At 59.3% G+C, this 20,507-nt stretch carries 12 protein-coding genes and 9 pseudogenes; 13 read left to right on the forward strand and 8 right to left on the reverse strand.

The annotated features are described in order from the left end of the window. Positions 1-501 precede the first annotated feature (501 nt). Positions 502-2,341, forward strand: a pseudogene (locus tag P6U28_RS01515) (ABC transporter ATP-binding protein). Positions 2,342-2,961: 620 nt separating this feature from the next. Here P6U28_RS01515 and P6U28_RS01520 read toward each other — a convergent pair. After that, positions 2,962-3,357, reverse strand: coding sequence for an aminotransferase class V-fold PLP-dependent enzyme (locus P6U28_RS01520; protein WP_407121577.1), 396 nt, complete (start codon positions 3,355-3,357; stop codon positions 2,962-2,964). A 335-nt stretch (positions 3,358-3,692) separates the two neighbouring features. Between P6U28_RS01520 and P6U28_RS01525 the strand changes: the two are divergent. Then, a pseudogene (locus P6U28_RS01525) lies at positions 3,693-3,899 on the forward strand (aminotransferase class V-fold PLP-dependent enzyme); the annotation flags it as partial. Positions 3,900-3,906: 7 nt separating this feature from the next. On the opposite strand, the pseudogene P6U28_RS01530 reads toward P6U28_RS01525, so the two are convergent. Together P6U28_RS01530 and P6U28_RS01535 are read right to left on the reverse strand one after the other, a co-directional pair. Continuing rightward, positions 3,907-4,623: pseudogene (locus P6U28_RS01530) on the reverse strand (IS5 family transposase); the annotation flags it as partial. A 76-nt stretch (positions 4,624-4,699) separates the two neighbouring features. Next, positions 4,700-4,882: pseudogene (locus tag P6U28_RS01535) on the reverse strand (aminotransferase); the annotation flags it as partial. 160 nt (positions 4,883-5,042) lie between these two features. On the opposite strand from P6U28_RS01535, the gene P6U28_RS01540 reads away from it, so the two are divergent. Beyond that, positions 5,043-6,401: a diaminopropionate ammonia-lyase gene (locus tag P6U28_RS01540; protein ID WP_407121578.1), complete on the forward strand. Its 1,359-nt coding sequence runs from the start codon at positions 5,043-5,045 to the stop codon at positions 6,399-6,401. A gap of 14 nt (positions 6,402-6,415) precedes the next feature. Here the strand turns inward: P6U28_RS01540 and P6U28_RS01545 are convergent, their stop codons facing one another. Next, positions 6,416-6,772, reverse strand: a complete 357-nt coding sequence (locus P6U28_RS01545) for an Lrp/AsnC ligand binding domain-containing protein (protein WP_407121579.1) — start codon at positions 6,770-6,772, stop codon at positions 6,416-6,418. 936 nt (positions 6,773-7,708) lie between these two features. Here P6U28_RS01545 and P6U28_RS01550 point away from each other — a divergent pair. From P6U28_RS01550 to P6U28_RS01590, 9 genes and pseudogenes are all read left to right on the forward strand, one after another. Then, a complete protein-coding gene (locus tag P6U28_RS01550) occupies positions 7,709-7,948 on the forward strand; it encodes a shikimate kinase (RefSeq protein ID WP_407121580.1) in 240 nt (79 codons plus the stop codon). A gap of 535 nt (positions 7,949-8,483) precedes the next feature. Further along, the gene (gene tnpA / locus P6U28_RS01555) at positions 8,484-8,900 is read left to right on the forward strand and encodes an IS66-like element accessory protein TnpA (RefSeq protein ID WP_407121581.1); all 417 of its coding nucleotides are present in this window, start codon (positions 8,484-8,486) and stop codon (positions 8,898-8,900) included. Further along, positions 8,897-9,247 carry an IS66 family insertion sequence element accessory protein TnpB gene (gene tnpB / locus P6U28_RS01560; RefSeq protein ID WP_407121582.1) on the forward strand — a complete coding sequence of 117 codons (351 nt, stop codon included), beginning with the start codon at positions 8,897-8,899 and terminating at the stop codon, positions 9,245-9,247. Before tnpA ends, tnpB begins: the two co-directional genes overlap by 4 nt. Positions 9,248-9,395: 148 nt before the next feature. Next, positions 9,396-10,892: pseudogene (tnpC, locus tag P6U28_RS01565) on the forward strand (IS66 family transposase). A 15-nt stretch (positions 10,893-10,907) separates the two neighbouring features. Then, positions 10,908-11,026: pseudogene (locus P6U28_RS01570) on the forward strand (DUF736 family protein); the annotation flags it as partial. Then, positions 11,023-11,406, forward strand: a complete 384-nt coding sequence (locus tag P6U28_RS01575; protein WP_407121583.1) for a hypothetical protein — start codon at positions 11,023-11,025, stop codon at positions 11,404-11,406. The pseudogene P6U28_RS01570 and the gene P6U28_RS01575, both read left to right, overlap by 4 nt. Before the next feature lie 43 nt (positions 11,407-11,449). Continuing rightward, a protein-coding gene (locus tag P6U28_RS01580) for an IS3 family transposase (RefSeq protein WP_407121584.1) occupies positions 11,450-12,552 on the forward strand; the annotation gives its coding sequence in 2 pieces (ribosomal slippage) (positions 11,450-11,711 and positions 11,711-12,552; 1,104 coding nt in all). Between the two features lie 155 nt (positions 12,553-12,707). Next, positions 12,708-12,824 (forward strand): annotated as a pseudogene (locus tag P6U28_RS01585) (IS30 family transposase); the annotation flags it as partial. 296 nt (positions 12,825-13,120) lie between these two features. After that, positions 13,121-14,689 carry a S10 family peptidase gene (locus P6U28_RS01590; protein WP_407121585.1) on the forward strand — a complete coding sequence of 523 codons (1,569 nt, stop codon included), beginning with the start codon at positions 13,121-13,123 and terminating at the stop codon, positions 14,687-14,689. Positions 14,690-15,024: 335 nt separating this feature from the next. Here P6U28_RS01590 and P6U28_RS01595 read toward each other — a convergent pair. Then, a pseudogene (locus P6U28_RS01595) lies at positions 15,025-16,316 on the reverse strand (IS701 family transposase). 74 nt (positions 16,317-16,390) lie between these two features. Next, positions 16,391-17,151 (reverse strand): IS5 family transposase gene (locus tag P6U28_RS01600; protein WP_407121586.1). Its coding sequence is split into 2 segments (ribosomal slippage): positions 16,391-16,815 and positions 16,815-17,151, totalling 762 coding nucleotides; the frame shifts between segments, so codons are not numbered across the junction. A 301-nt stretch (positions 17,152-17,452) separates the two neighbouring features. Between P6U28_RS01600 and P6U28_RS01605 the strand changes: the two are divergent. Further along, positions 17,453-17,823: pseudogene (locus P6U28_RS01605) on the forward strand (M16 family metallopeptidase); the annotation flags it as partial. 652 nt (positions 17,824-18,475) lie between these two features. On the opposite strand, the gene P6U28_RS01610 reads toward P6U28_RS01605, so the two are convergent. Continuing rightward, entirely contained in the window at positions 18,476-18,658 is a 183-nt protein-coding gene (locus tag P6U28_RS01610; RefSeq protein ID WP_407121587.1) for a hypothetical protein, read from the reverse strand. After that, on the reverse strand, positions 18,658-19,245 hold the full coding sequence (locus tag P6U28_RS01615) for a mobilome CxxCx(11)CxxC protein (RefSeq protein WP_407121588.1): 588 nt from the start codon (positions 19,243-19,245) through the stop codon (positions 18,658-18,660). Before P6U28_RS01615 ends, P6U28_RS01610 begins: the two co-directional genes overlap by 1 nt. Positions 19,246-20,507 lie beyond the last annotated feature (1,262 nt).

Consider the following 20,507-nt stretch of genomic DNA (forward strand, 5'->3'; position numbering starts at 1 on the left):
CTATTATGAGAGCGGCAACAAGGATCGCGCGATCGAGTTGATCGAGGTAACGCTGAGGTCGCTGGGGGCCCCGCACCTATCCCAGCAAGTTATGTTGGTATTGGTCCAAACACTGGCAAACTACACGGCGCAGAAGGCTTGCCATGGATCTCTATGCGCGACCCCGCAACCCGAAGTTCGCCGACCACCAAAGTGCATGCGCCGGAAGAGAAAAGATGAAGAAGAGAGTGGCGCCGATCCCGCCTATCTGGCTCACACAAGCTCGGATCGCGCAAGGTTGGCCGATGTTTCAGATTCATGCTCTCAGCCGGAGAAGCTCGCAAAGCACGTGGCGCTTTAGCTCAGCGCTTACGCCAAGAGTGAGGGAAATGGGAAGAGTTCGGCCGCAGCCCCGACATTGCGGGCATTTATCGCATTGCTCGAACGGCGCGCCAAGCATTGTGCGCATCGGGTTTGGATCGCCCGGCTTGCACACCGCGCGTGCCACCAACTCCTAGCGCCATGACAAGTCAAGACGACAAACGACCGGCCACAATCGGCTTGGTTCTCCCGTTTGCGTTGGAGCAGTGGCTGAAGCAGCCAGTCCGCGCAACTATTGTCCTCGCCGGCTTCTTAGGGTCAACGGTCGCCGACCTGTTCATGCCGGTCTATTCCGGCCATCTAGTGGATGCATTGGCCTCAGTCCCTTTCGACCAAGGGGCGCGGCATGCGGCACTGATTGCGTTCGCCGGTACCCTCACACTTGGTCTGCTCTCGATTATATTGCGACTTACGGGCTTGCGGGCAATCGTGCCGCTCACGCTGCAGACCATGTCAGATGTGGCCCGGGGGGGCTTCATGCGAGTGCAGCGCTTCTCAACGGACTGGCACGGTAACTCGTTCGCCGGCTCGACCGTGCGTAAGATCACCCGCGGCATGTGGGCGATCGATCTGTTTAATCATACGATCCTGATGGCATTGTTGCCGTCACTCGCGGTGCTCGTCGGCTCGACGATCCTGCTCGGCCTGTATTGGCCCGAGCTCGGCGCCGTGGTCGGCCTCGGCGCAGTCTTCTACGTCGCCATGACGACGGCATTCACGATCGGCTACATCGCACCGGCGGCGCGCGTCTCCAACGCCTGGGACAGCAAAGTCAGCGGCACGCTAGCGGACGCACTCACCTGCAATAATGTGGTGAAGTCCTTTGGTGCTGAAGCACGTGAGGATGCGCGGCTTGATAGTATCGTCAGACGCTGGCGGGCGCGGGTGCAGCGCACCTGGCTGCGGTCCAACAACGCGGGCGCGGTGCAGCTCGTGATGCTCTTGTGCTTCCGTGCTTCGGTGATCGGCGGCGCCATCCTGCTGTGGCTGGGCGGGCGGACCTCTCCAGGCGAGATCACCTATGTGTTGACAAGCTATTACATTATTCACGCCTATTTGCGTGATGTTGGGATGCACATCAACAATCTGCAGCGCTCGGTGAACGACATGGAGGAACTGGTTACCATCGTATTGCGAGCCGATCGGCATCGTCGATGCCCCCGACGCCAAACCAATCGACATTCACTGTGGGAGGATCACGTTCGAGGACGTCACCTTCCTGTATCGCGGCGCTCGCGTGCCGCTCTACGACGGACTGTCGATCAACATTCGCGCCGGCGAGCGGATTGGTCTGGTCGGCCGCTCCGGCTCCGGCAAGACCACGTTCGTCAAGCTGCTTCAGCGGCTCTACGACCTCTCCGGCGGCCGTATCCTGATCGACGGCCAGGACGTTGCGAAAGCCATGCAGCAGTCACTACGCAGCCAGATCTCGATCGTGGAGCAGGAGCCGATCCTGTTTCACCGCTCACTGGCAGAAAACATCGCCTATGGCCGACCCGGCGCCGGCCTGGCGGCGATCATGCAGGCGGCGAGGCTCGCCAATGCACATGACTTCATCATACGATCGCCGAAGGGCTACCGCACACTTGTGGGTGAGCGGGGCGTAAATCTGTCGGGTGGTGAGCGGCAACGTATAGCGTTGGCGCGCGCGTTCCTTGCCGATGCACCAGTGTTGATCCTGGACGAGGCTACGTCGAGCCTGGATTCGGAATCGGAAGCGCTGGTCCAAGAGGCGATGGAGCGGCTGATGAAGGACCGCACCTCGATCGTAATCGCGCACCGCCTTTCGACGGTGCGCTGCCTCGACCGCATCCTGGTGTTCGATCGCGGCAAGATCGTCGAGCAGGGCGCGCATTCGGCACTGATCGTGCAACCCGGCGGCATCTATCGCAGTCTGTTCGAGCGGCAAGCCGTCGAGGTCGACCCGCACTCGGCGGAAGGCCAGCCTAAAACACGCCTGGCCGCATCTCCGTACGCCTAGTGCTATTTGGCTGTGCTGGATTCCACATCGGCATGGCTTGATTGTTCCAATCCCTGTTTGCAATCTGGTGACGGAGGCGCGCGTGAGCCTTGATGAAGGCGCATGAAGAGCTCTTCCGGAAATGGCTCGCCGATATGGTTGCGCCGGCCAACGCCTTTGCAGTAAATCTCCGCAGTGAAATGGCTGCAGGACACTATCGGCGAGAGACGCGTCGTTTTCCGCAGCACCAGTCCACTTGTCCAGTTGGAGGCGGTCAGGCGAGGCTTTGCGGAACATTTCCCACCTCCTGGCGGACTTTGAACCCACGCTCCGGCGCGTACCGGCCTCCGAGGCAAGGACCAATCGAGAGTTTTGGCTTACCATCCACGAGGAGTTACGGCACGTCCCAAAGATGGCGGCGGTCTTTGATGTCGTGACCGAAATAGTCACAGCAAATAGGGCGTTCTACCGTTAGTACCGCGAGCTCAGAAGTGATGCTAGCGCGTCTAGCTTCTTTGGCCCCTACGCCGACCGAAATTGAGGATGCAGAGTCGTGATCCGAAAGGCGACCTCTAGATAAGCCACACGCTAGGCCGAAATCGCAAACTGGACGTGTTTGATCAATCGGCGCCGCCCGCAGCCTATGATGACGCGGCAATTCCCTTCACCGCTGACGCGAGATTGTGAACCTCATCAATCGTATTGTAGTAATGCGGGGATGCGCGAACGATGTCCGGCAGACCTCTGCTCGATGCATCTAACGGTGTACTTGTTGGTGGCGAGACGGATACATTAATGTTCTGCCCTGCAAGATTGCACTTGACCTCGCGGGCGACTGTGCCCCGAACTGTAAACGACACGATTGAAGCCGGACGTTCTCCAAGATCGTAAAGCAACACCCCAGGGACGGTGGCAAGTGCTGCTCGCAATTCGTTCGCAAGGTGGCGGCAACGTTGTTCGATACTGTCTATGCCAATCGAAAGCGCGTAGTCCGCGGCGATACGAAGCCCAAGCCGCGCACGTAGTTCGCTTCCCAAGCCTCGAATCGTCGTGCGTCGGGCCTAAGTTCGTAGCGCTCAGGTCCAACCCAAGGTGCGCCGAACAGGTCTATCATGGCGGATTCGATGTCCTTCAGGAAATCGCCTCGGTCGACGGGGATCTGGCCAACGGCCTGGCACGCAGTCCAGCAGGTAGCGAACGCTATGAGCGCGTGCGATGCGTCCCACGGCTTCAGCTGGGTTCACCAAGCCGCCGTTGGTCGGTATCCACGTGATGGCGATCAGCCTTACGCGCTTATCCTACTTCGCCATCGTCGCTATCGCCGCAACTCTGCTCTGGCTAAGGTAAATGTCCACACAGCCTAGTCGGCTCAAAGCGCGAAGAAATCGCGCTGGCCGAGAATGCCACTTTGGCGTGGCAGCGCGCGTTCTATTCGCTCCGCCTTGGCCCTGGCGACCGAATTCTCACTAGCTCCGCAGAGTTTGCGACAAATTATTGCGATTTTGCAGGTCGCTCGCCGTACGGGCGCTCGGGTCGAGGTTATTCCGACGAGGCAAATCACGTTCTGGACCCGGAGGCCTGGAGCGCATGTAGTTTCGCGCGGTCTTTTCGTAACGCGTAGCGACGCGCCTGAACCGCTTCAGTTTCGAGAAGCAGCATTCGATCAGATGACGCTCGGCATAGAGGGGTTTGTTGAGCGGATATTTGATTGCTCGTGAGGGGTTGTTCGGAATAACGGCTTCGGCGCCCTTTGCGGCGATCGCGGATCGCAACGCATCGGAATCGTAGGCCGCATCGCCCATCACGACCTCGGCTGCGAGCGCCTCGATGAGCGGCTGGGCCTGAGGTGCATCACCGGCTTGACCTGCGGTGAGAAAGAAGCGGACCGGACAACCCAGCCGCGGACAGCCATATGGATTTGGTCGTCAGGCCGCCGCGCGAACGCCCGATGGCCTGATTTTGAGCCCCCCTTTTGCGCCGCTGGCGTGCTGGTGGGCGCGGACGATGGTGGAGTCAACGATCGGATATTCAAAGTCTGGATCATCTGCGAGCGCTTCGAACATGCGCAGCCAGACCCCCTTGGCGCTCCATGGGTTGAAGCGTCGGAAGACGCTGTTCCATTCGCCGAACGCTTCGGGCAGATCACGCCATGGCGAACCGGTTCGCACGATCCACAACACGCCCTCGACAAACATCCGGTTGTCCCGGCCGGTCGAACCGCGCTGATCCGGCCGACCGATGATCAGGCCGGAGATACGGTCCCATTGCATGTCGCTCAGAACGAGCCGATCCAGGACACCCAAGGCTTTCTCCTAAAAGAAAGCCTTGAATCATGTTCCATCTGATTTGAGAATCCCAAGAGTCCACACAGCCTAGTCGAGCAATGCTATCGTATACGCCCTCCAACTGCCGCGTGCTTTCGGCAGTCGCTTCGTATCCGCCGATTGTGGCTTCGCGCTGAAGGTATGCGACCATACCATCGACGACGGGGCTCGGCATCAACGCAGCGCCGGCGTTATTAAGGTGGATTCGGTGTGCAACGCCCGGCGTATCCGCTCGCAAGCGAGCGACGTCGGAATCAGAAAGATCCTGATCGAGCTTGCAGTTTGCTTCCGAACATTATGCACCTGAAGTTCCTTCTTCGCGACGAAGGTAGATGGATAGATGCGCAGACACCACCGGTCCCTCGACCGGCAAAATCTCTCGAAACATAACTGACAGAATGGCCCAAACCCGCCATTTTAAGGCTCACAATGCCAAAATCCTTCATTTGCCGCTTCATAGATTGCGCCAAACGGCCTCAAGGACTGGCAAAGTGGTTCGAGAAGATCGTAATTGCCTGGCCTGGAGGATCACCTTACTGCCCACTTCAAAGTCCGCGGAAACTTCGTCGGAGACGCTTGCCAAGCATCGGCCCTTTCTGTTGCGCAATCGCTCACCCGGATTGATAAAGGCTCCTTGGTGGTGCGACCGCAACGCAGGAGATGAGCCTCTCCGCCTCCTTCGGGTCTGCCCGCATTATGCACCCACCAGCTTGATTTCCCTGCCGCATACCGCCGCCAAGCTGGGTCTCGGCGAAATCTGGATCAAGGATGAGACGCAGCGGCTTGGTATAGGCAGTTTCAAGGGGCTCGGCGGCGCCTATGCGGTGCTGAAGCTCGCAATGAAGCACGTTGAAAGACGGACGGGACGCTCGGTTCTGCCTGCCGAATTGGCGGAGCCTGGCGTGCGATCTATTCTTTCAGAGCTCACATTTTCGTGTGCTTCGGACGGTAACCATGGCCGTTCGGCGTCGGCCGGAGCGAGGCTCATAGGGGCCCGGGCCGTCGTATATCTCCACGAAGGTGTGAGCGACGAGCGGGCTGCTCATATCTCGCGGCTCGGCGCTGCAATCGTGCGCGTGGCTGGAGACTATAACGACTCCGTCGAAGCTGCAGCCAAGGCTGCCTTCCAGGATGGTTGGATCGCTGTTCCGGATACGGTTGGCCCTGGCGAGGACGACACTGCTTGCACGTTTGTGGTCCAGGGCTATGCGATTTTAATCGACGAAATCATTGCGGCAACGGCAGGACATTCGAAGCCGTTTACGCATGTTCTGGTTCAGGCTGGTGTGGGAGGCCTTGCAGCAAGCGTGTTCGCCCATGGCGCGGCACGAGGGCTATTCGGGAGCGATACCCATCTTTGGATCGTGGAACCAGAACGGTCGGCATGCCTTTACGAAAGCGCCCGAGCCAAGATGCCCGTGCGGCTCCCATCTGGACCTGCGACACACATGTCGATGCTTGAATGCCAAAGCCCATCGTTGTTGGTTTGGCCGATCCTCCACGAGCTGACCAGCGGCTACATCACGGTGACCGAAGAAGAAGCCGTGGGCGCGGTACGTTTGCTTCATGAAGGTGTTTCAGGCGATCAGGCTCTTCACGTCGGAGAGTCCGGAGCGGCTGGATTAGCAGGCCTCTTGAGGGCGACCGAAGAGAAGGACCGTAAAAAACTTGGCCTCGATCAGTCCGCCAAGGTTCTGCTCTTTGCCACGGAAGGTCCCACCGACCTATCGCTTTGGAGCGGAAATCAACAGGCATAAGCAAAGCCCGCTAGTCAGGATACGTCAAGGTTGATGCGGGTGGTGAACTTGATCGTCTGCATCGACACATATGTACTGAATGATTTGACGTTCTTGTCGGGAAAGAATGCTCGCTCGGTAAATGCTCCATATTCCTCCATAGAGCCGGCGTTGACGACCAGAATGAAATCAGCCGAACCCGTTACGTAGTAGCACTGCGTAACCTCAGGATATGCGCTCATTCGATTCTTGAAGTTGTGTAGAAGATCGAGCTGCTCTCTGGCGCTTACGCCTTTATGATCAAGAGCAGGCAGCTTCAGCGCCTGCTGCAACAGACAGCCGGGTTGAAATCGGCGCCATACATCAAGAGCTTGGCGGCTACCCTCAACCAAGGTCGTTTCGATGTCGATGCGGCCTTGGAGGATCTAAAGGCAATCCGACGCTGGCGGCGTCGGTCATGCAAGCCTCGATTAAGCTTGCTGCCGAGCGGGGAATTCTGCGCGAACCCTCGGCTCTAACGCTTGCTGCCGAAGATGTGGCCACCACAATCAAGTTGACTCGCGAGGAAGCGGCACAGCGCGCCCAAATGGAGGCTTCTCGCGCTCAAGCCGAAGAGAAGGACATCACCCGGACGGCAATGTCGGTTGCCGAATTACTTAAGGGGGCCGGCATCGACGCGAAGATGCCCCATTTGGCTAAGCGTCTTAGATCGCCAAGCTCAATGACAGACGAGCTCACCGGAATCCAGGCCAGCTCTGAGACCGGCATCCAGCTTTTCAATAACGCTGTACGACACGTCTTCGAATTCTCTGACAGGGATTTTACACGTGCCTTCAAGAAAGCCATTCTAGCGTTTGAGGAGAGCGGCTATAGCGAGGTCAGCACGACTAACTGGTTCAGGACGCGATCGCGGACCTTCGCTGGCATTAGGACAGTGCTCGCCACGACTGGCGGGTACCATTTTGAGCTCGAGTTTCACACCGCAGACAGCTACAAGGCCAAGCTCGACAATCATGCGACCTACAAGGAGCTGCAGAAGCTCAGACGGTTGCAGCGAGGGAGCGAAGAGCCCTCGGATCAGTCTATAGCCGAGCAACTCCTGGAGCGCGTGCGACGGGCGTGCAACAAGGTTGTCATCCCCGAGGGGGCCACAGAGATCCCCCATTGGGAAGCCGAAGTCGTCAACAGCGTTGGCGCCAGCCCTGCTCGTGTGTCGAACGTGGCCCGGCCCACATGTGCAGCGCGGTCGGCACGCAACAGAGATTGTTGGCGCCCTCGACAACCGCCCGATCGTGCTCGTTGGCATGATGGGGGCCGGGAAATCCGGTGTGGGACGTGCACTCGCAAAGCAGCTGGGGCTGACGTTCGTCGACTCCGATAAAGAGATCGAGGCGAAGGCTGGCAAGTCCATAACCATGATTTTCGCGGAGGACGGCGAGGCGCATTTCAGGGATCTCGAGGCGAATGAGATCAGCCCGCTGCTCGATAGAGGGCCGCTGGTGCTCGCAACCGGGGTCCGCGACCAGAATGGCAACGACACAGCCAGCTTTTGTTGTTTCTGTCATTGAATGACGACGGTCTAGGTGACAATGCCCATTGGTCGCCCCTCCTGCTCGATCGCCACGCGCCGGAACGGGTGGTTGTGCAGAGCAGCTGCGCGCCGCATCTATTTGGATTGATTGTGCTTTTGGTGAGTGGCCAAAGGCAGGGGGCGCAGTGGGGCCGGTACATCGTGAGCCAGCGTGATAATCACAGTCGCGCACGTACGAAGATGGAGCACGGATTTCGAGCGCCTGCAATCACAAGGCAAGTGAGTATCGATAACTCGATGCTCTCCGCACTCGCTTCAATTGAAGAAGCAGGCCACAGACTTGATCGCTGGCCGCACGCTCAAGCTACGCGTCCCGGCCCTGATGGCAGCCTGGCTGTCAGCGTTCGTCGATTATAGACCCTATCTCGACCCCCGGTGAGCGTGGCGTCGTTCAGGTCCTCGCCGCAGACGGTGATCAGGCGAAGATCATCCGTAAGCGCTTAGCCGGAGCCCTTGCTTCGGGATCGTAATAGCTGTGCGAAGAAGCCTCCGGGGTTGGACGGAGGTTTGAGATGGGATTGGACAGCAAAAAGGACGTCCATTTAGACGGCCCAAGGTCGGTGAGCCGGTTGGAAGTTCTGGAAGGACCGTCGGGGCGGCGCGTGCGCTCGGAAGCAGAGAGAGCTCGGATCGTCGCCGAGAGTCTGTTGCCCGGTGCCCAGGTGTCCGAGGTTGCGCGCAAGCACGGAGCGACGCGATGGCAGATCTACAATTGGCGACGGCGTTTTCGACAGCGAGGCATGTTGCCGCCGTGCGACGCGCCGCAGCCGACATTCGCGCCGCTGGTCGTGGAACATGCGCTGGAGGAGCGTCACGCTCCGACGGTCACGCTCGAGATCGCGATCGGAGATGTCGTGCTGCGGACGGATACGGCCATTGATGGTGAGCAGCTCTCCCGGGTGATCCGTGCGGTGCGAGCGTCACGATGATCGCGGCCGGTGCTGATCTGAAGATTTACATTGCAACGCGGCCGATCGACTTCCGCTGTGGCCATGACGGGCTTGCGGCAAAGGTGCAGGAGATGCTCCGTCTCGATCCGTTCAGCGGCGCAGCCTTCGTGTTCCGATCGAAACGAGCGGACCGGATCAAGGTTTTGGTCTGGGATCGAACGGGCCTGGTATTGGTGCACAAGCGCCTCGAAGGTTGCAAGTTCGTTTGGCCAACGATCGCGGACGTGATGCGCAGTTCGCCCGCGATGTTTGCTGCCTTGTTCGAAGGGCTGGATTGGAGATTCGTCCGCCCGGAAGAAGCACGGCGCCCGCAGGCGGCGGGATAACTGCGGCAGCATGACTCGGCAGCTATTTTGATCGTGGCACACGCGGCGGCGATGTGCTCGAAATAGCGCATGAGCATCGCGGCGCTGCGCGACGAAAATGAACAACTGAAAGCGCTTTTGGCGCAAACGCAGGGAGCATCAGGGGGCGCTGGCGGCGTCGGAAGAAGCCCGACGCCGCCTGGAGGTCATCCTCGCCGAATTGCGGCCGACAGGTTCGGCGCGAAGTCCGAGAAGCTGCGGCCAGATCAGTATCACTTACCGCTGGAAGACGTGGAGATCGCGCAAGGCATCCTGGACGCGGCGCAGGAGAGAGCCGAGGTTGTGATCAAGGGCCGATCGCGGAGCGTGACGGATCAAGCTTCTCATCGCAATCGCGGCTGCTTGCCTGCCCATTTGCCGCGCGTGGAACGGATCATCGAGCCTGCAAGCACGCTCTGCCCGTGCGGTTGCGGCGCCATGACGAAGATCGGCGAGGACGTCAGCCAGCGCCTTGACGTGATCCCGGCGCAATGGCGGGTGCTGGTCACGCGCCGCTCGAAATACATCTGTCGCCGCTGCTCGGGCCCCGTCGTGCACGCGCACGCACCGGAGCACGTCGTACCCGGCGGGCTGCCGACCGAAGCGGCCATCGCGCACGTGATCGTCTCCAAATTTGGCGACCATACGCCATTTTACCGTCAGGCCGAGATCTATGCGCGCCAGGGGATCCGGCTCGATCGGGCGACGCTGGGCAACTGGTCTGGCCGCGCCTGCTTCCATCTTCAGCCCATCGCGGACCACATGCGCCACCACCTGGCTATGGCGGATCGGTTGTTCATGGATGAGACCACGGCCGGTGCTTGATCCGGGGCGAGGTCAAACGAAGAAAGGCTACTTCTGGGCGATCGCGTCAGACGACCGTGGCCACAGCGGCCCAAGTCCACCGATCGTGCTGTTCCGATACGCCCCCGGTCGCAGCAGTGCCTTTGCTGAGCAGTTCCTCGACGGTTTTGGCGGACGCTACCTGCAATGCGATGCCTATGACGGCTATGACCGGTTGACCGAGGTCGTTCGACCGCAAGGGCCATGGACGCTCGTGCATTGCTGGAGCCATTTGCGCCGGCGCTTCGTCAAATTGGTGCGCAACAGCAAGTCACCGATCGCCGAGGCCGCTGTTCGGCACATCGCGCAGCTTTACGCCTTCGAAGCCATGGTGCGCGGCTCATCGCCGGACATCCGGTTGGCCGCGCGCAAGGAGCACTCGCTGCCAATGGTAGCCGCGTTAAAGTCGTGGTTCGAGAAACAGCTGTCGATGATCTCCAGCGGTTCGACCCTCGCCGAGGATATCCGCTATGCGCTCAATCATTGGCAGGGGCTGACCCGCTTCCTCGAAGACGGGCGTCTCGAGCTCGACACCAACCCGGTCGAGAACGCCATCCGGCCAGTCTGCCTAACCAGAAAAAATGCCCTCTTCGCGGCCCATGAAATCGGGGCAGAAAACTGGGCCATGCTGGCGTCGACAGTCGCTACCTGCAAGCTCAACCAAGTCAATCCGGCCGCCTACATCGCCGAAACACTCGAGGCGATCATCGATGGCCATCCCCATAGCAGAATCGGCGACCTGATGCCGTGGCGCTTCCGCAAAACGTCAAGTCAGCTTCAATAGGTTCATTGCTAAGCGCTTACGGTCAAGCTGGACGATCCGAGTTTTCCCGCTCCGTTTTACGCCCCCTGATCGGGCTGGAGGGCGAGGAAGGCCTGGTGCTGATCTGGTCGCGGCGGTGGGAGAGCTCCTCATGATCGTTGACACCATCGAGGAATTGCGCGCGGGACGGCGGAAATCGCCGTCCACGCCCGCGGGGCGCAAGGTGCTCGAAGCCGAGCTGGCCGGCCTCATCCGCCAATGCGACGAGCCACTGACGATGGATGAGGGGCGTAGGCTCCATCGTCTAGCGATTTACGGCACTTGTAACGGCTCCGCTCATCCGTTGAGAACGTTCTCGATTGCTTTGGCTGGCGTGAAGGTCAGCTTCTTCGAAGCTGCGATGGCGATCGCCTTGAATAGGCCGTCGACGATCGCCTTCGCCTGTGTCTTTCAGCTGTTCTCGACGGCGATTTCATTCGCGGTGGCGAGGGAACGATGTGATCTGAGGCCGGCAAACTGGACCATTTTTGGCTAGAGTTGGCGCTGCGTAAATCCCTCGACTGGGAGGAGCGACGACGATGAAGGCCTCGAAGTTTTCGGACGCCCAAAAGGTGTTCATTCTCAAGCAGGGCAACGACGGGGTCCCGGTTGCGGAGATCTGCCGCAAGGCCGGGATCAGCCAGGCGACCTACTTCAATTGGAAGAAGAAGTATGACGGTCTGCTGCCGACCGAGATGCGCCGGCTGAAGCAGCTCGAGGACGAGAACGCCAAGCTAAAGAAGCTGGTAGCCGATCTGTCGCTCGACAAGGAGATGTTGCAGGACGTGATCCGCCGAAAGCTATAAAGCCTGGTCGGAAGCGCAAGCTCGTCGATGAGGTTTGTGGTGAGTGGCAAGTCTCGATCCGCAAGGCTTGTGAGACCCTCGAGTTCGATCGCTCGACCTACCACTACAAATCTCGTCGTTCCGGCCAGGCCGCCCTCGAAGCTCGGATCAAGGAGATCTGCCATGTTCGCGTACGCTACGGCTATCGCCGCGTCCACGTCCTGCTCCGCCGCGAGGGATGGCGTCATGGGCAGAACAAGACCCGTCGCATCTATCGCGAATTGGGCCTGCAATTGCGCAATAAATCGCCGAAGCGGAGGGTCAAGGCCAAGCTGCGCGATGACCGCAGGCCAGCGACGCGCGCCAACGAGACCTGGGCGATGGACTTTGTTCATGACCAGCTGGCAAATGGTGGCAAGCTCCGGGTGCTCACGATTATCGATATCTTCTCCCGCTTCTCGCCCGCCCTGGAGCCGCGACTCACTTTCCGCGGCACCGATGTTGTGGAGGTGCTGGAAAGGGTTTGCAACGAAGTGGGCTTCCCGGCGACGATCCGCCTCGACCAAGGCAGCGAGTTCGTGTCGCGCGACGTCGACCTCTGGGCCTACCAGCGCGGCGTCACGCTGGACTTCTCACGCCCGGGCAAACCGACCGACAATGCCTTTATCGAAGCGTTCAATGGCCGCTTCCGGGTCGAATGCCTCAACGCCCATTGGTTCCTGTCGCTTGCGGACGCCCGGGAAAAGGTGGAGACTTGGCGCAGATACTACAACGAGGAGCGGCCCCATGGAGCGATCGGCAATCGGCCGCCGATTTTGCTGCAAAATCACGCCGGCGCCACCAGCCCGCCAACGTGATAAGAGCGCAAAACTCTAGTTCTGGGTGGTCCAAAGTTCGGTCTCGCTACACAAACCGCCGAGACTCTAACTGCTGCTGGATGAAAATTCAGTGGCAGGTCAAACGGGCTCCAACTCTGTGATTTTTTCCCGTCTGACATGAAGAGCGCCGGATGGGTATCCAAGTCTGCTTCTGCGACCCGCAAAGCCATTGGCAGCGTGGCACTAACGAGAACACCAACGCTTTGTTGCGGCAGTACTTCCCGAAAGGTACAGACCTGAGCATCAACAGCGCTCATCCGCCGTGCCGGCCTTTCGATCTGACGGGTAAATTTGAATACTGAAGACCAAGCCAGGCGAATCCGCCGACGCCTTGCCCAATAATAGAGACTACCAGCCTTAGTAGGTCTGTTGTTCCCGGTTTTCAGCTAAGTGACTAGAGCCGCTTTGGGAAACACCCACTGTGTAACATAGTCGTGCGAAACCGGATTGTGCCGCAACCTCAAGACGGGCAATTGGCAGCTCGGACCGGGCCTCACCAGTTGTTTCTTGATTGACGAGCAAGGTCCGGTCGGACCGGGAGAAATCAATGCTGTTCGATTTGATCGCGCTGCGCCGCACCTCTCTTGCGCTAGCCCTCGTTACCTGCGCCGTAATGGGCGCCCGGGCCGACGATTCGCCGCCGCGCCTCGGCTCTACGATGCCGGCCGGCCCGAAGGGAGAGCCAGGGGCGCGTAGCGGTAGCACACCGAGTTTGCCAGTGGTCGCCGATCAGCATCGCCTGCCGCAGGATTCCATCACTAAACAGACGCTGGAGCTGCCGGGCCGGACGCTTCATTTCGTCGCGACTGCGGGTTCGATCTGCCTATTAGACGACAAAGGCGAGCCCCAGGCCGATATCGCCTACACATCCTATGAGCTCGACGGGACAGATCGCGCCACGCGTCCGGTGACGTTTCTCTTCAATGGCGGCCCCGGCTCATCCTCCGCTTGGCTGCAGTTCGGCAGTGCCGGGCCCTGGCGATTGCCAATCGATGCGGAGACTGTCACGCCGTCGGCCTCGCCGGAGGTCAGGCCCAACGCCGAGACCTGGCTCGATTTTACCGACCTCGTGTTCATCGATCCCGTCAGCACCGGCTATAGCCGCTTCGTGGCGACTGGCGAGGAAGTGAGCGAGCAGTTCTATTCGGTCGACGGCGACGCCAGTTCGATCGCGCTAGTGATCCGCCGCTGGCTTGAGAAGCACGAGCGGCTCTCCTCGCCGAAATATATTGCGGGGGAAAGCTACGGCGGCATTCGTGGACCCAAGGTAGTGCGCAATCTGCAGATTCAGCTGGGCGTCGGCGTGAAGGGCCTGATCCTGGTCTCGCCGCTGTTCGACTACCGCGTCGCAGGCACGAGCCTTCTGCAATATGTCGCGACGCTGCCAAGCTATGTCGCGGTGGCCCGCGAAGCCAAGGGCCAAGGCAGGGGAGCGGTCACACGCGCCGATCTCGCAGATATCGAAGCCTACGCGCGTGGTGAATTCTTGACTGACCTCGTCAAAGGCCAGGCAGATAGGGAGGCCACCAACCGTCTAGCCGACAAAGTCGCCGCCTTGACCGGCATCGACCAGGCCGTAAGCCGACGGCTGGCCGGGCGCTTTGGCGTCGGCGAATTCCGTCGCGAGTTAGAACGCAAGAGCGGCAAGGTGACGGGCGGCTATGACGCCTCCGCGCGCGGCCTCGATGCCTATCCGGACTCCGATGGCCACCGCTTCGGCGATCCCTCGGGGGATGCGGTGGCGGCGCCGCTGGCGAGCGCCGCCGTTGATGTCTTGACGCGCAAGCTTAACTGGCGGCCAGACGGCTCCTATGAACTGCTCAACCGTGGCGTCAGGCCGGCCTGGAATTTTGGCAACGGTAGCCCCCCGGAATCGCTTTCAGAGCTGCGCGAGATGCTTGCGACAGACCCCAAGATGAACGTGTTGGTCGGACACGGCCTGTTCGATCTTGTCACACCCTATTTCGGCTCGAAGATGGCGCTCGACCAATTGCCGCCCTTTGCCTCGGCGGTGGATCGCGTCAAACTCGTGGCCTATTCGGGCGGCCACATGTTCTATTCACGCGATGCCTCGCGGAAGGCTTTTCGCGCAGAGGTCGAAGCGATGATGAAGTAGGGTTGTGTTTCATCAAGCCGAAGGCGAGCTGCCGAGGCTACAATGCCACTGCGCTCGTCGACTAGGGCTGTCGTCCATCGTAATGTTGTTCACGGCGTCTGTACTTTGCTTGATGCACAAAAGGATGTGGGCGAAGCCGCTCCGGCAATTGGTCGGATTCTTGAGGATCAGAAAATGATCCATTGATAGATCGCCGAGAGGATCCGAATGAAGCCGTGGCCCTTCGAATACCATCGTGCTAGCACTACTTTGGCAGATTGTGTTTTCGCCGCTGTTTTTCACGGATTTGCCTTCGGCAATATGGGCAATGCTGAGACGGCGGCCGAAGGATGAGATCAACGATGGCGTGACGTACGGCTGGCATGGTTGGCTGAGGCGGAGGCCCGTAGATTTCTTTTTTCCGCCCCGCGTATGCGAGGCGACGATGTTGCAGGAAGGCGTAGGCAATCATTGTCATCAGGGCGTGGCGATGAAGACCTTGCCATGATCGCCCTTCGAAGTGATCAAGTCCAAGTTCCTCCTTCAACTGCTGATGCGCCTGCTCACAAATCCACCGTGCCTTGATGGTGGCGGCCAGCGTGCGCAGATCCGTCGCCGCCGGAAGATTGGCCAGATAGTATTTCTTCTCCCCGGACGCACGTTGCTCGCCAATGAGCCAGGCTTCGTCGCCTGGGAGATGCTGCTGACCTTTATCCCATATCCGCTGCGGAGGGCCGTCGGCGGTCCGGACACGGACCGCAGCAAATTGGGCTTTAAGCCGACCTTTCGTCCCGCTACGCCAACTCACGGTTTTCCATTTGGCGCCGGCCAGCATTTGCTCGGCCGCAATTGATAAGATATCGGGCACGTGGTGCTTTCGTGGTTTGCCGCGGGCTTTGGTAATCGGCCAAATGAGCTTCACATCGACCGGATACACTTTCAGGTGCCGCGGGATTCCGACAGCCCAGACCAGCCCGCGCTCTGTTAGCCCTTGTCGAAACGGTGCGCTGAGGCCGTATCCTGCATCCGCCAGCACATATCCAAAGCGCACGCTGGCTGCTATCGCGCGGTCAATCTCGGCCAAAGCAATCTCCGGCTTGGACCGTGGCGTTCGATGTTCGACTGGCACGCGAGCGCGCTTCAAACGAGATTCGTCGCTTGTCCAACTGTCAGGCAGAAAGAGACGTAACGCGACCATCACGGGTACTTCGCTGCGCGCAAGCGTCAAAGACACCAGTGTTTGGCAATTTGCCGTTTTACCGAGAGCCGAGGCGTATTGAGCCGCAACACCGACCGAGCGCTCACCCTTCTTGGGAAGTGAGGTGTCATCAATAACCAGCACCGCATCCCTGCCGCCGACAAGTCGGTCCGCCTGGTTGAGCAACTCTGTCTCCAGCGGCGTCGCGTCCCAGACACCGTCCGCAATGAAATGGTGCAACTGGTCGTAGGTGCTGGTGGCAAGGCGTTCCGCCATCGGCTGAACGCTCTTACGATCGCCGGGACCGATCAATCCCGCAACATACAGAGGACACATCCGCTGCCGGGTCTTATGACCCAGTCGGTCCAAGAACGGCATCAGCCAGCGTTCGAGTTCGTCTTCCCATCCCGGCATGGTCAGCCCTCCAAGAGCCGACCACCCATGAATCATTGAAAAATTGATTCGGGAATCCTATAAAACGCGCCAAAATCAACAATCTGCCAAAGTAGTGCTAGGGTCCGGACTCAATTGATCCACCAAGTAACGGCGGCGACCAAGAGGATGGCCGAGAGGAAGTTGTCGGCTCGCTTGTCGTAGCGGGTCGCAATCCGCCTGAAGTCCTTGAGGCGGCAAAACATGCGTTCGATGAGATTGCGTCCTTTGTAGGCCTTCACGTCGTACCGGTGCGGATGCTTGCGAGTTGGGTTGGGCGGAATTACTGCCTTTGTTCCGCGCTCGGCCAACCACTCACGCAGGCTATTGGCGTCATAGGCCCTGTCAGCAAGCAATCGTCGAGCAGGTGAGACGGCAGGCAGCAGATCGCGCGCCGCCGTGAGGTCATGGCAGTTGCCAGGCGTGATCACGAAGGCGATCGGACGTCCATAATCCTCGGTCAGCGCGTGGATTTTGGTGGTGCGTCCGCCTCGCGAGCGGCCGACCGCCTGCTGGAAGTCCCCCCTTTTGCGCCCGCCGCCGAGCGGTGGGCTTTGATGTGGGTCGCGTCGGTGGACATTGTCCCGACCCGGCCGGTTGAGCCAGTCAAGGCGTAGAAAATATTGCCCCACACGCCTTGGCGGCTCCAGCGATTGAAGCGGTTATAGATGGTCGTGTAGGGGCCGTAATCTGCCGGGCAGTCTCGCCAGCGTGCGCCCGATCGCAGCATGTGGAGGATCCCGCTGATCACGCGTCGGTCATCCACGCGATGGGCGCCGCGCCGCCCACGTGGCAACAGCGGTTCAATCCGCTTCCACTCCGCCTCACTCAGCCAATATAGCTTTTGCCCCATCAAGCCCCCCTTCGACTCGGAGGTCTTGAATCACAACTCCGCCTCAGCGGGAATCCCTATTGAGTACAGACCCTAGTTCCATCGAGGATGCGATCGCGGCGCTTGCCAAGCATGGAGAGGGGGGCGCGGCTGCTGGCCGGCGGACAAAGTCTGATTCCGATGAGATTGTTCTTACCCCGGGGCTGACTCTTAATCAGCGGGTTCGAGCCCTGGTGCGCTCACCATATCAGTGTCTTAGCCGGCAAGACCTTTTGGGCAGCTGATTTTTCAAACGGTATTTTTGAAACGGACAACCGACAAAGTCGTGTTTGAATCGCCGCTGTGGATGGAGCACTCGGCGATCTTCATCGGCACAGCCGGTACGCGTGCCGAGCGCGCCGGCGACACGATAAAGGCGATCGAGAAGGAGGTCCGCCGTGTCGCCGAGGATGGCCCCACTCAGAAAGAACTCGACGACGTGAAGTCCTATCTCAAAGGCTCGCAGATGCTGGCGCTCGACACGTCCTCCAGTTTTGCGCTGAAACTGCTGCAGCATCAGGAGCACACGCTGCCGATCGATTACGAGAAGCGCAACGCCATCGTCGATGCCGTAACTCTGGATGATGCCAAGGCGGCGGCAAGCGGCTGTGGGGCCACGGGCTTTTGACCGTCATTGTCGGCCGCCCTCTCTAAGTCGGGTCTAACACCAAAATGTCCAGCTGGTCTAAACGGAGGGAACTGAGGCTGCGAGGCTTCAGCCTCCTAAGGGGCGTATAAGAATGTGCCTTTGGAGGGCGATCGAAAGACTTGCTGAAATTTTTCTGTATCGAAAAATCGCCTGATTAAGGCGCAGGCTGCACTGGCAACACTGAATCCCGGTTGTTGTGCTCTATCCGCTTCGGGTTAGGCCCCATTTGGCCAGACGATGACGTTGACAAAGACGAGGAGGAGGAGGGGGCGTATACCGTATACGACGGTCTGCATTGAGCGACGCGCCGGGCTCGCATACAATGTGCGCGCCGTAAGTAGGAGCGGACCAACGACAATGAGATTTAAGGATACGTTCGATGCGACGCGGGAGGAAGAGCAGGCCGCGCGTACACGCTTCGAGAAAGCGAAGGCCCGCGCCGATGCCACGTTGCCTTGGAGGACACCGTGGAGTCGTCGCATGCCTGTCGAGAAGAGCGAAGCCCGAATAGGACTTACACGAGCTGCAAAAGATGAAGCCTCGTTCCGCCTATTCGGTTGGGGGCTTCTGTCGATCTTGACGACAATCGGCGCAAGACCGGAGATCTGCCGGTCCCCGTACTCAATCTGCCCGCCAGCGTGAATCGGCGGGCGGGACTTAGCGGCCGCAGCAGGGGCAGCCGGAGCCAGAAGGCCCCATGCTGATCCCAGCATCTTTACGGATCGTGCCTTCAGTGATTTTTTGCTTACGCTCGTTATCAATGATGTCTGCAACTTCCTTGCGTTGCTGCGAACTGAGCGAAAGATAGCCCTTCAAGACAGCGCGTGTTTGATTGTCCATTATAGTTCTCCTCCACAAACTGGACAGGGTTTAACGACGTGTTTGGGTACGTCGATCGTTGCCGGGATTTTCTTGCATTCGACGCACGGACGAGGCACCTCTTTCAGTCCTGCGCGCAATCCGATGCGTCGCTCATCTTCGGAAATTTCTTTGCCGATGTCGTGGCTGTCGATAACTTTCTGCTGCGATCTTGCGAATTCAAAAGCTTCTTCAATATCGCCAGCAACAAGGTTCTTGGCAATTTCTCGCCAGTTAACCTCCATATCGTTGGCGTCCCGCAGCGCCCTTAGCGAGTAAGACCGCTCTTCGTCCCAGCGGGCGATTAATGACCAAGCCGATAAGAGAACCTGCATCAAGACAGCGAAGGCCAAAACGCCAAGGGCTATTGCTTTGAACGATCCAAGCTTATCGACGAAGTCAGTTGTAGCTACAAAGGCAGTGATCACCGGGATCGCGACGGCAGAAAAATCTCGGGCCTGCATCCATCTTTTCAGCTTTGCAGCTCGTCTCTGAAAGACGGTGGAAGTGCCTCGCGCGTTGATAAATTGCGTCCAGGCCTCTTGGCGGATCTCATCAGGTGTTGCCACCACCTACCCCCGTGTCATCAATTCGATAGTCTTCCCCTCGACAGGGCCTATCAGGTCTTGGCAGCCCTAAGTGTGAAGTAGTTCACAAAAGCCGCCATCTCACGGCTCTGTAGTCGCGAGGAAACAGGACAGCGCTAAGATGGCATTCCGCCGACGCGTTCGAAGACCCCTGTTCGTTTCGAACAGAGTGGCCCGGAGAGGCTGAAAGCTTTGGCCGCAGAACGGACAGGGATTCTGCTCCTGGCTAGGGCCGGTGAAGCTCGCCATTGTCGTTGGGACTTCGATGCTGATGCCTGTGTGGCCGTTCTCGCACGCAACAGGAGGCTTTCCGCTCCACCATCATCTTCGCGAAACTGCATGCGCCAACCACCGGGGTGGGCGCCGACAAGCTCTCCCTTGTCATCGAACAGGGCAGCAGACTTTCCGATCTTTAGCTCTGCGAAGTGTCTGCCATGCGTCTCCTGCAGTTGGTCGCGCTAACTTCTTCGCAGAGATGGGGCGCTGACACCTCAACACCCGGCTCGGCTTAGCGCCAGCGAGGCAAGTGGTAGCGGCGGCCGCGCCTTCAAGTCATGAAAGTACGACTTCTCCAGCCGCGACATGTTTGGGCGAATTGATTGGACTTTAACGTGACTTACCGATCCTGTGCGAGAACGGAGATGCTCGTGATCCTCAACGGGCTTCCTTGCAGATTCGGCCGGCCCGTACCGATGCTTTGCGTGAGCGCGACGGGCACGAAGGTGACGGCCGGGGACGCGGAATTGACAACTGTCGGGTCCTGGATCGTAAAATCCTGAAAGACCTCCTCGCCATGGTGTGCATGGACGAATAGATGTACGGAGCCGAGAAAACTCGGATCAGTGCGTTTTAACTCCCCGCTTGGAGCCACGCGCGTCAGGTGAACATCGAAACCGACGATCGGCAGTCTATTCAAGCCCGTTATCGAAATTCGGAGCAATAATCGTTTCTGAGAACGGTCGAAGGTGGTCGATCGTAAGGCATCAAGCGTCTGAGAAGGAAATACGATCGTGGTGTTCTGGGCCGATCCCGCTTCGATTCTCGAATTGAGAGTCGCGACCGCCTGGGTAGACTTTATTCTCGATGCCGTTCCGCTGTCTGCCACCGCTACTGGCGCGGGAGAGGAGGGTAGACGAACAGCGCAAGCAGCGACCGACCAACCCTTACACATGAGGGGCGCCTGCTCAACGGGCTCTGAGGCTGGAATCCGAGCTATCCAAAGTCACCGAGCAGGTATCCTGAGC

This window comes from Bradyrhizobium sp. STM 3561 (assembly GCF_045571455.1).
GTDB lineage: Bacteria > Pseudomonadota > Alphaproteobacteria > Rhizobiales > Xanthobacteraceae > Bradyrhizobium > Bradyrhizobium vignae.

Bases quoted from the DNA above. Each gene is read 5' to 3' on its own strand.
- tnpB (WP_407121582.1), top strand. From the start codon at position 8,897: ATGATCGCGGCCGGTGCTGATCTGAAGATTTACATTGCAACGCGGCCG.
- tnpA (WP_407121581.1), top strand. From the start codon at position 8,484: ATGGGATTGGACAGCAAAAAGGACGTCCATTTAGACGGCCCAAGGTCG.
- P6U28_RS01610 (WP_407121587.1), bottom strand. From the start codon at position 18,658: ATGGACAATCAAACACGCGCTGTCTTGAAGGGCTATCTTTCGCTCAGT.
- P6U28_RS01575 (WP_407121583.1), top strand. From the start codon at position 11,023: ATGATCGTTGACACCATCGAGGAATTGCGCGCGGGACGGCGGAAATCG.
- P6U28_RS01590 (WP_407121585.1), top strand. From the start codon at position 13,121: ATGCTGTTCGATTTGATCGCGCTGCGCCGCACCTCTCTTGCGCTAGCC.
- P6U28_RS01540 (WP_407121578.1), top strand. From the start codon at position 5,043: ATGGCCCAAACCCGCCATTTTAAGGCTCACAATGCCAAAATCCTTCAT.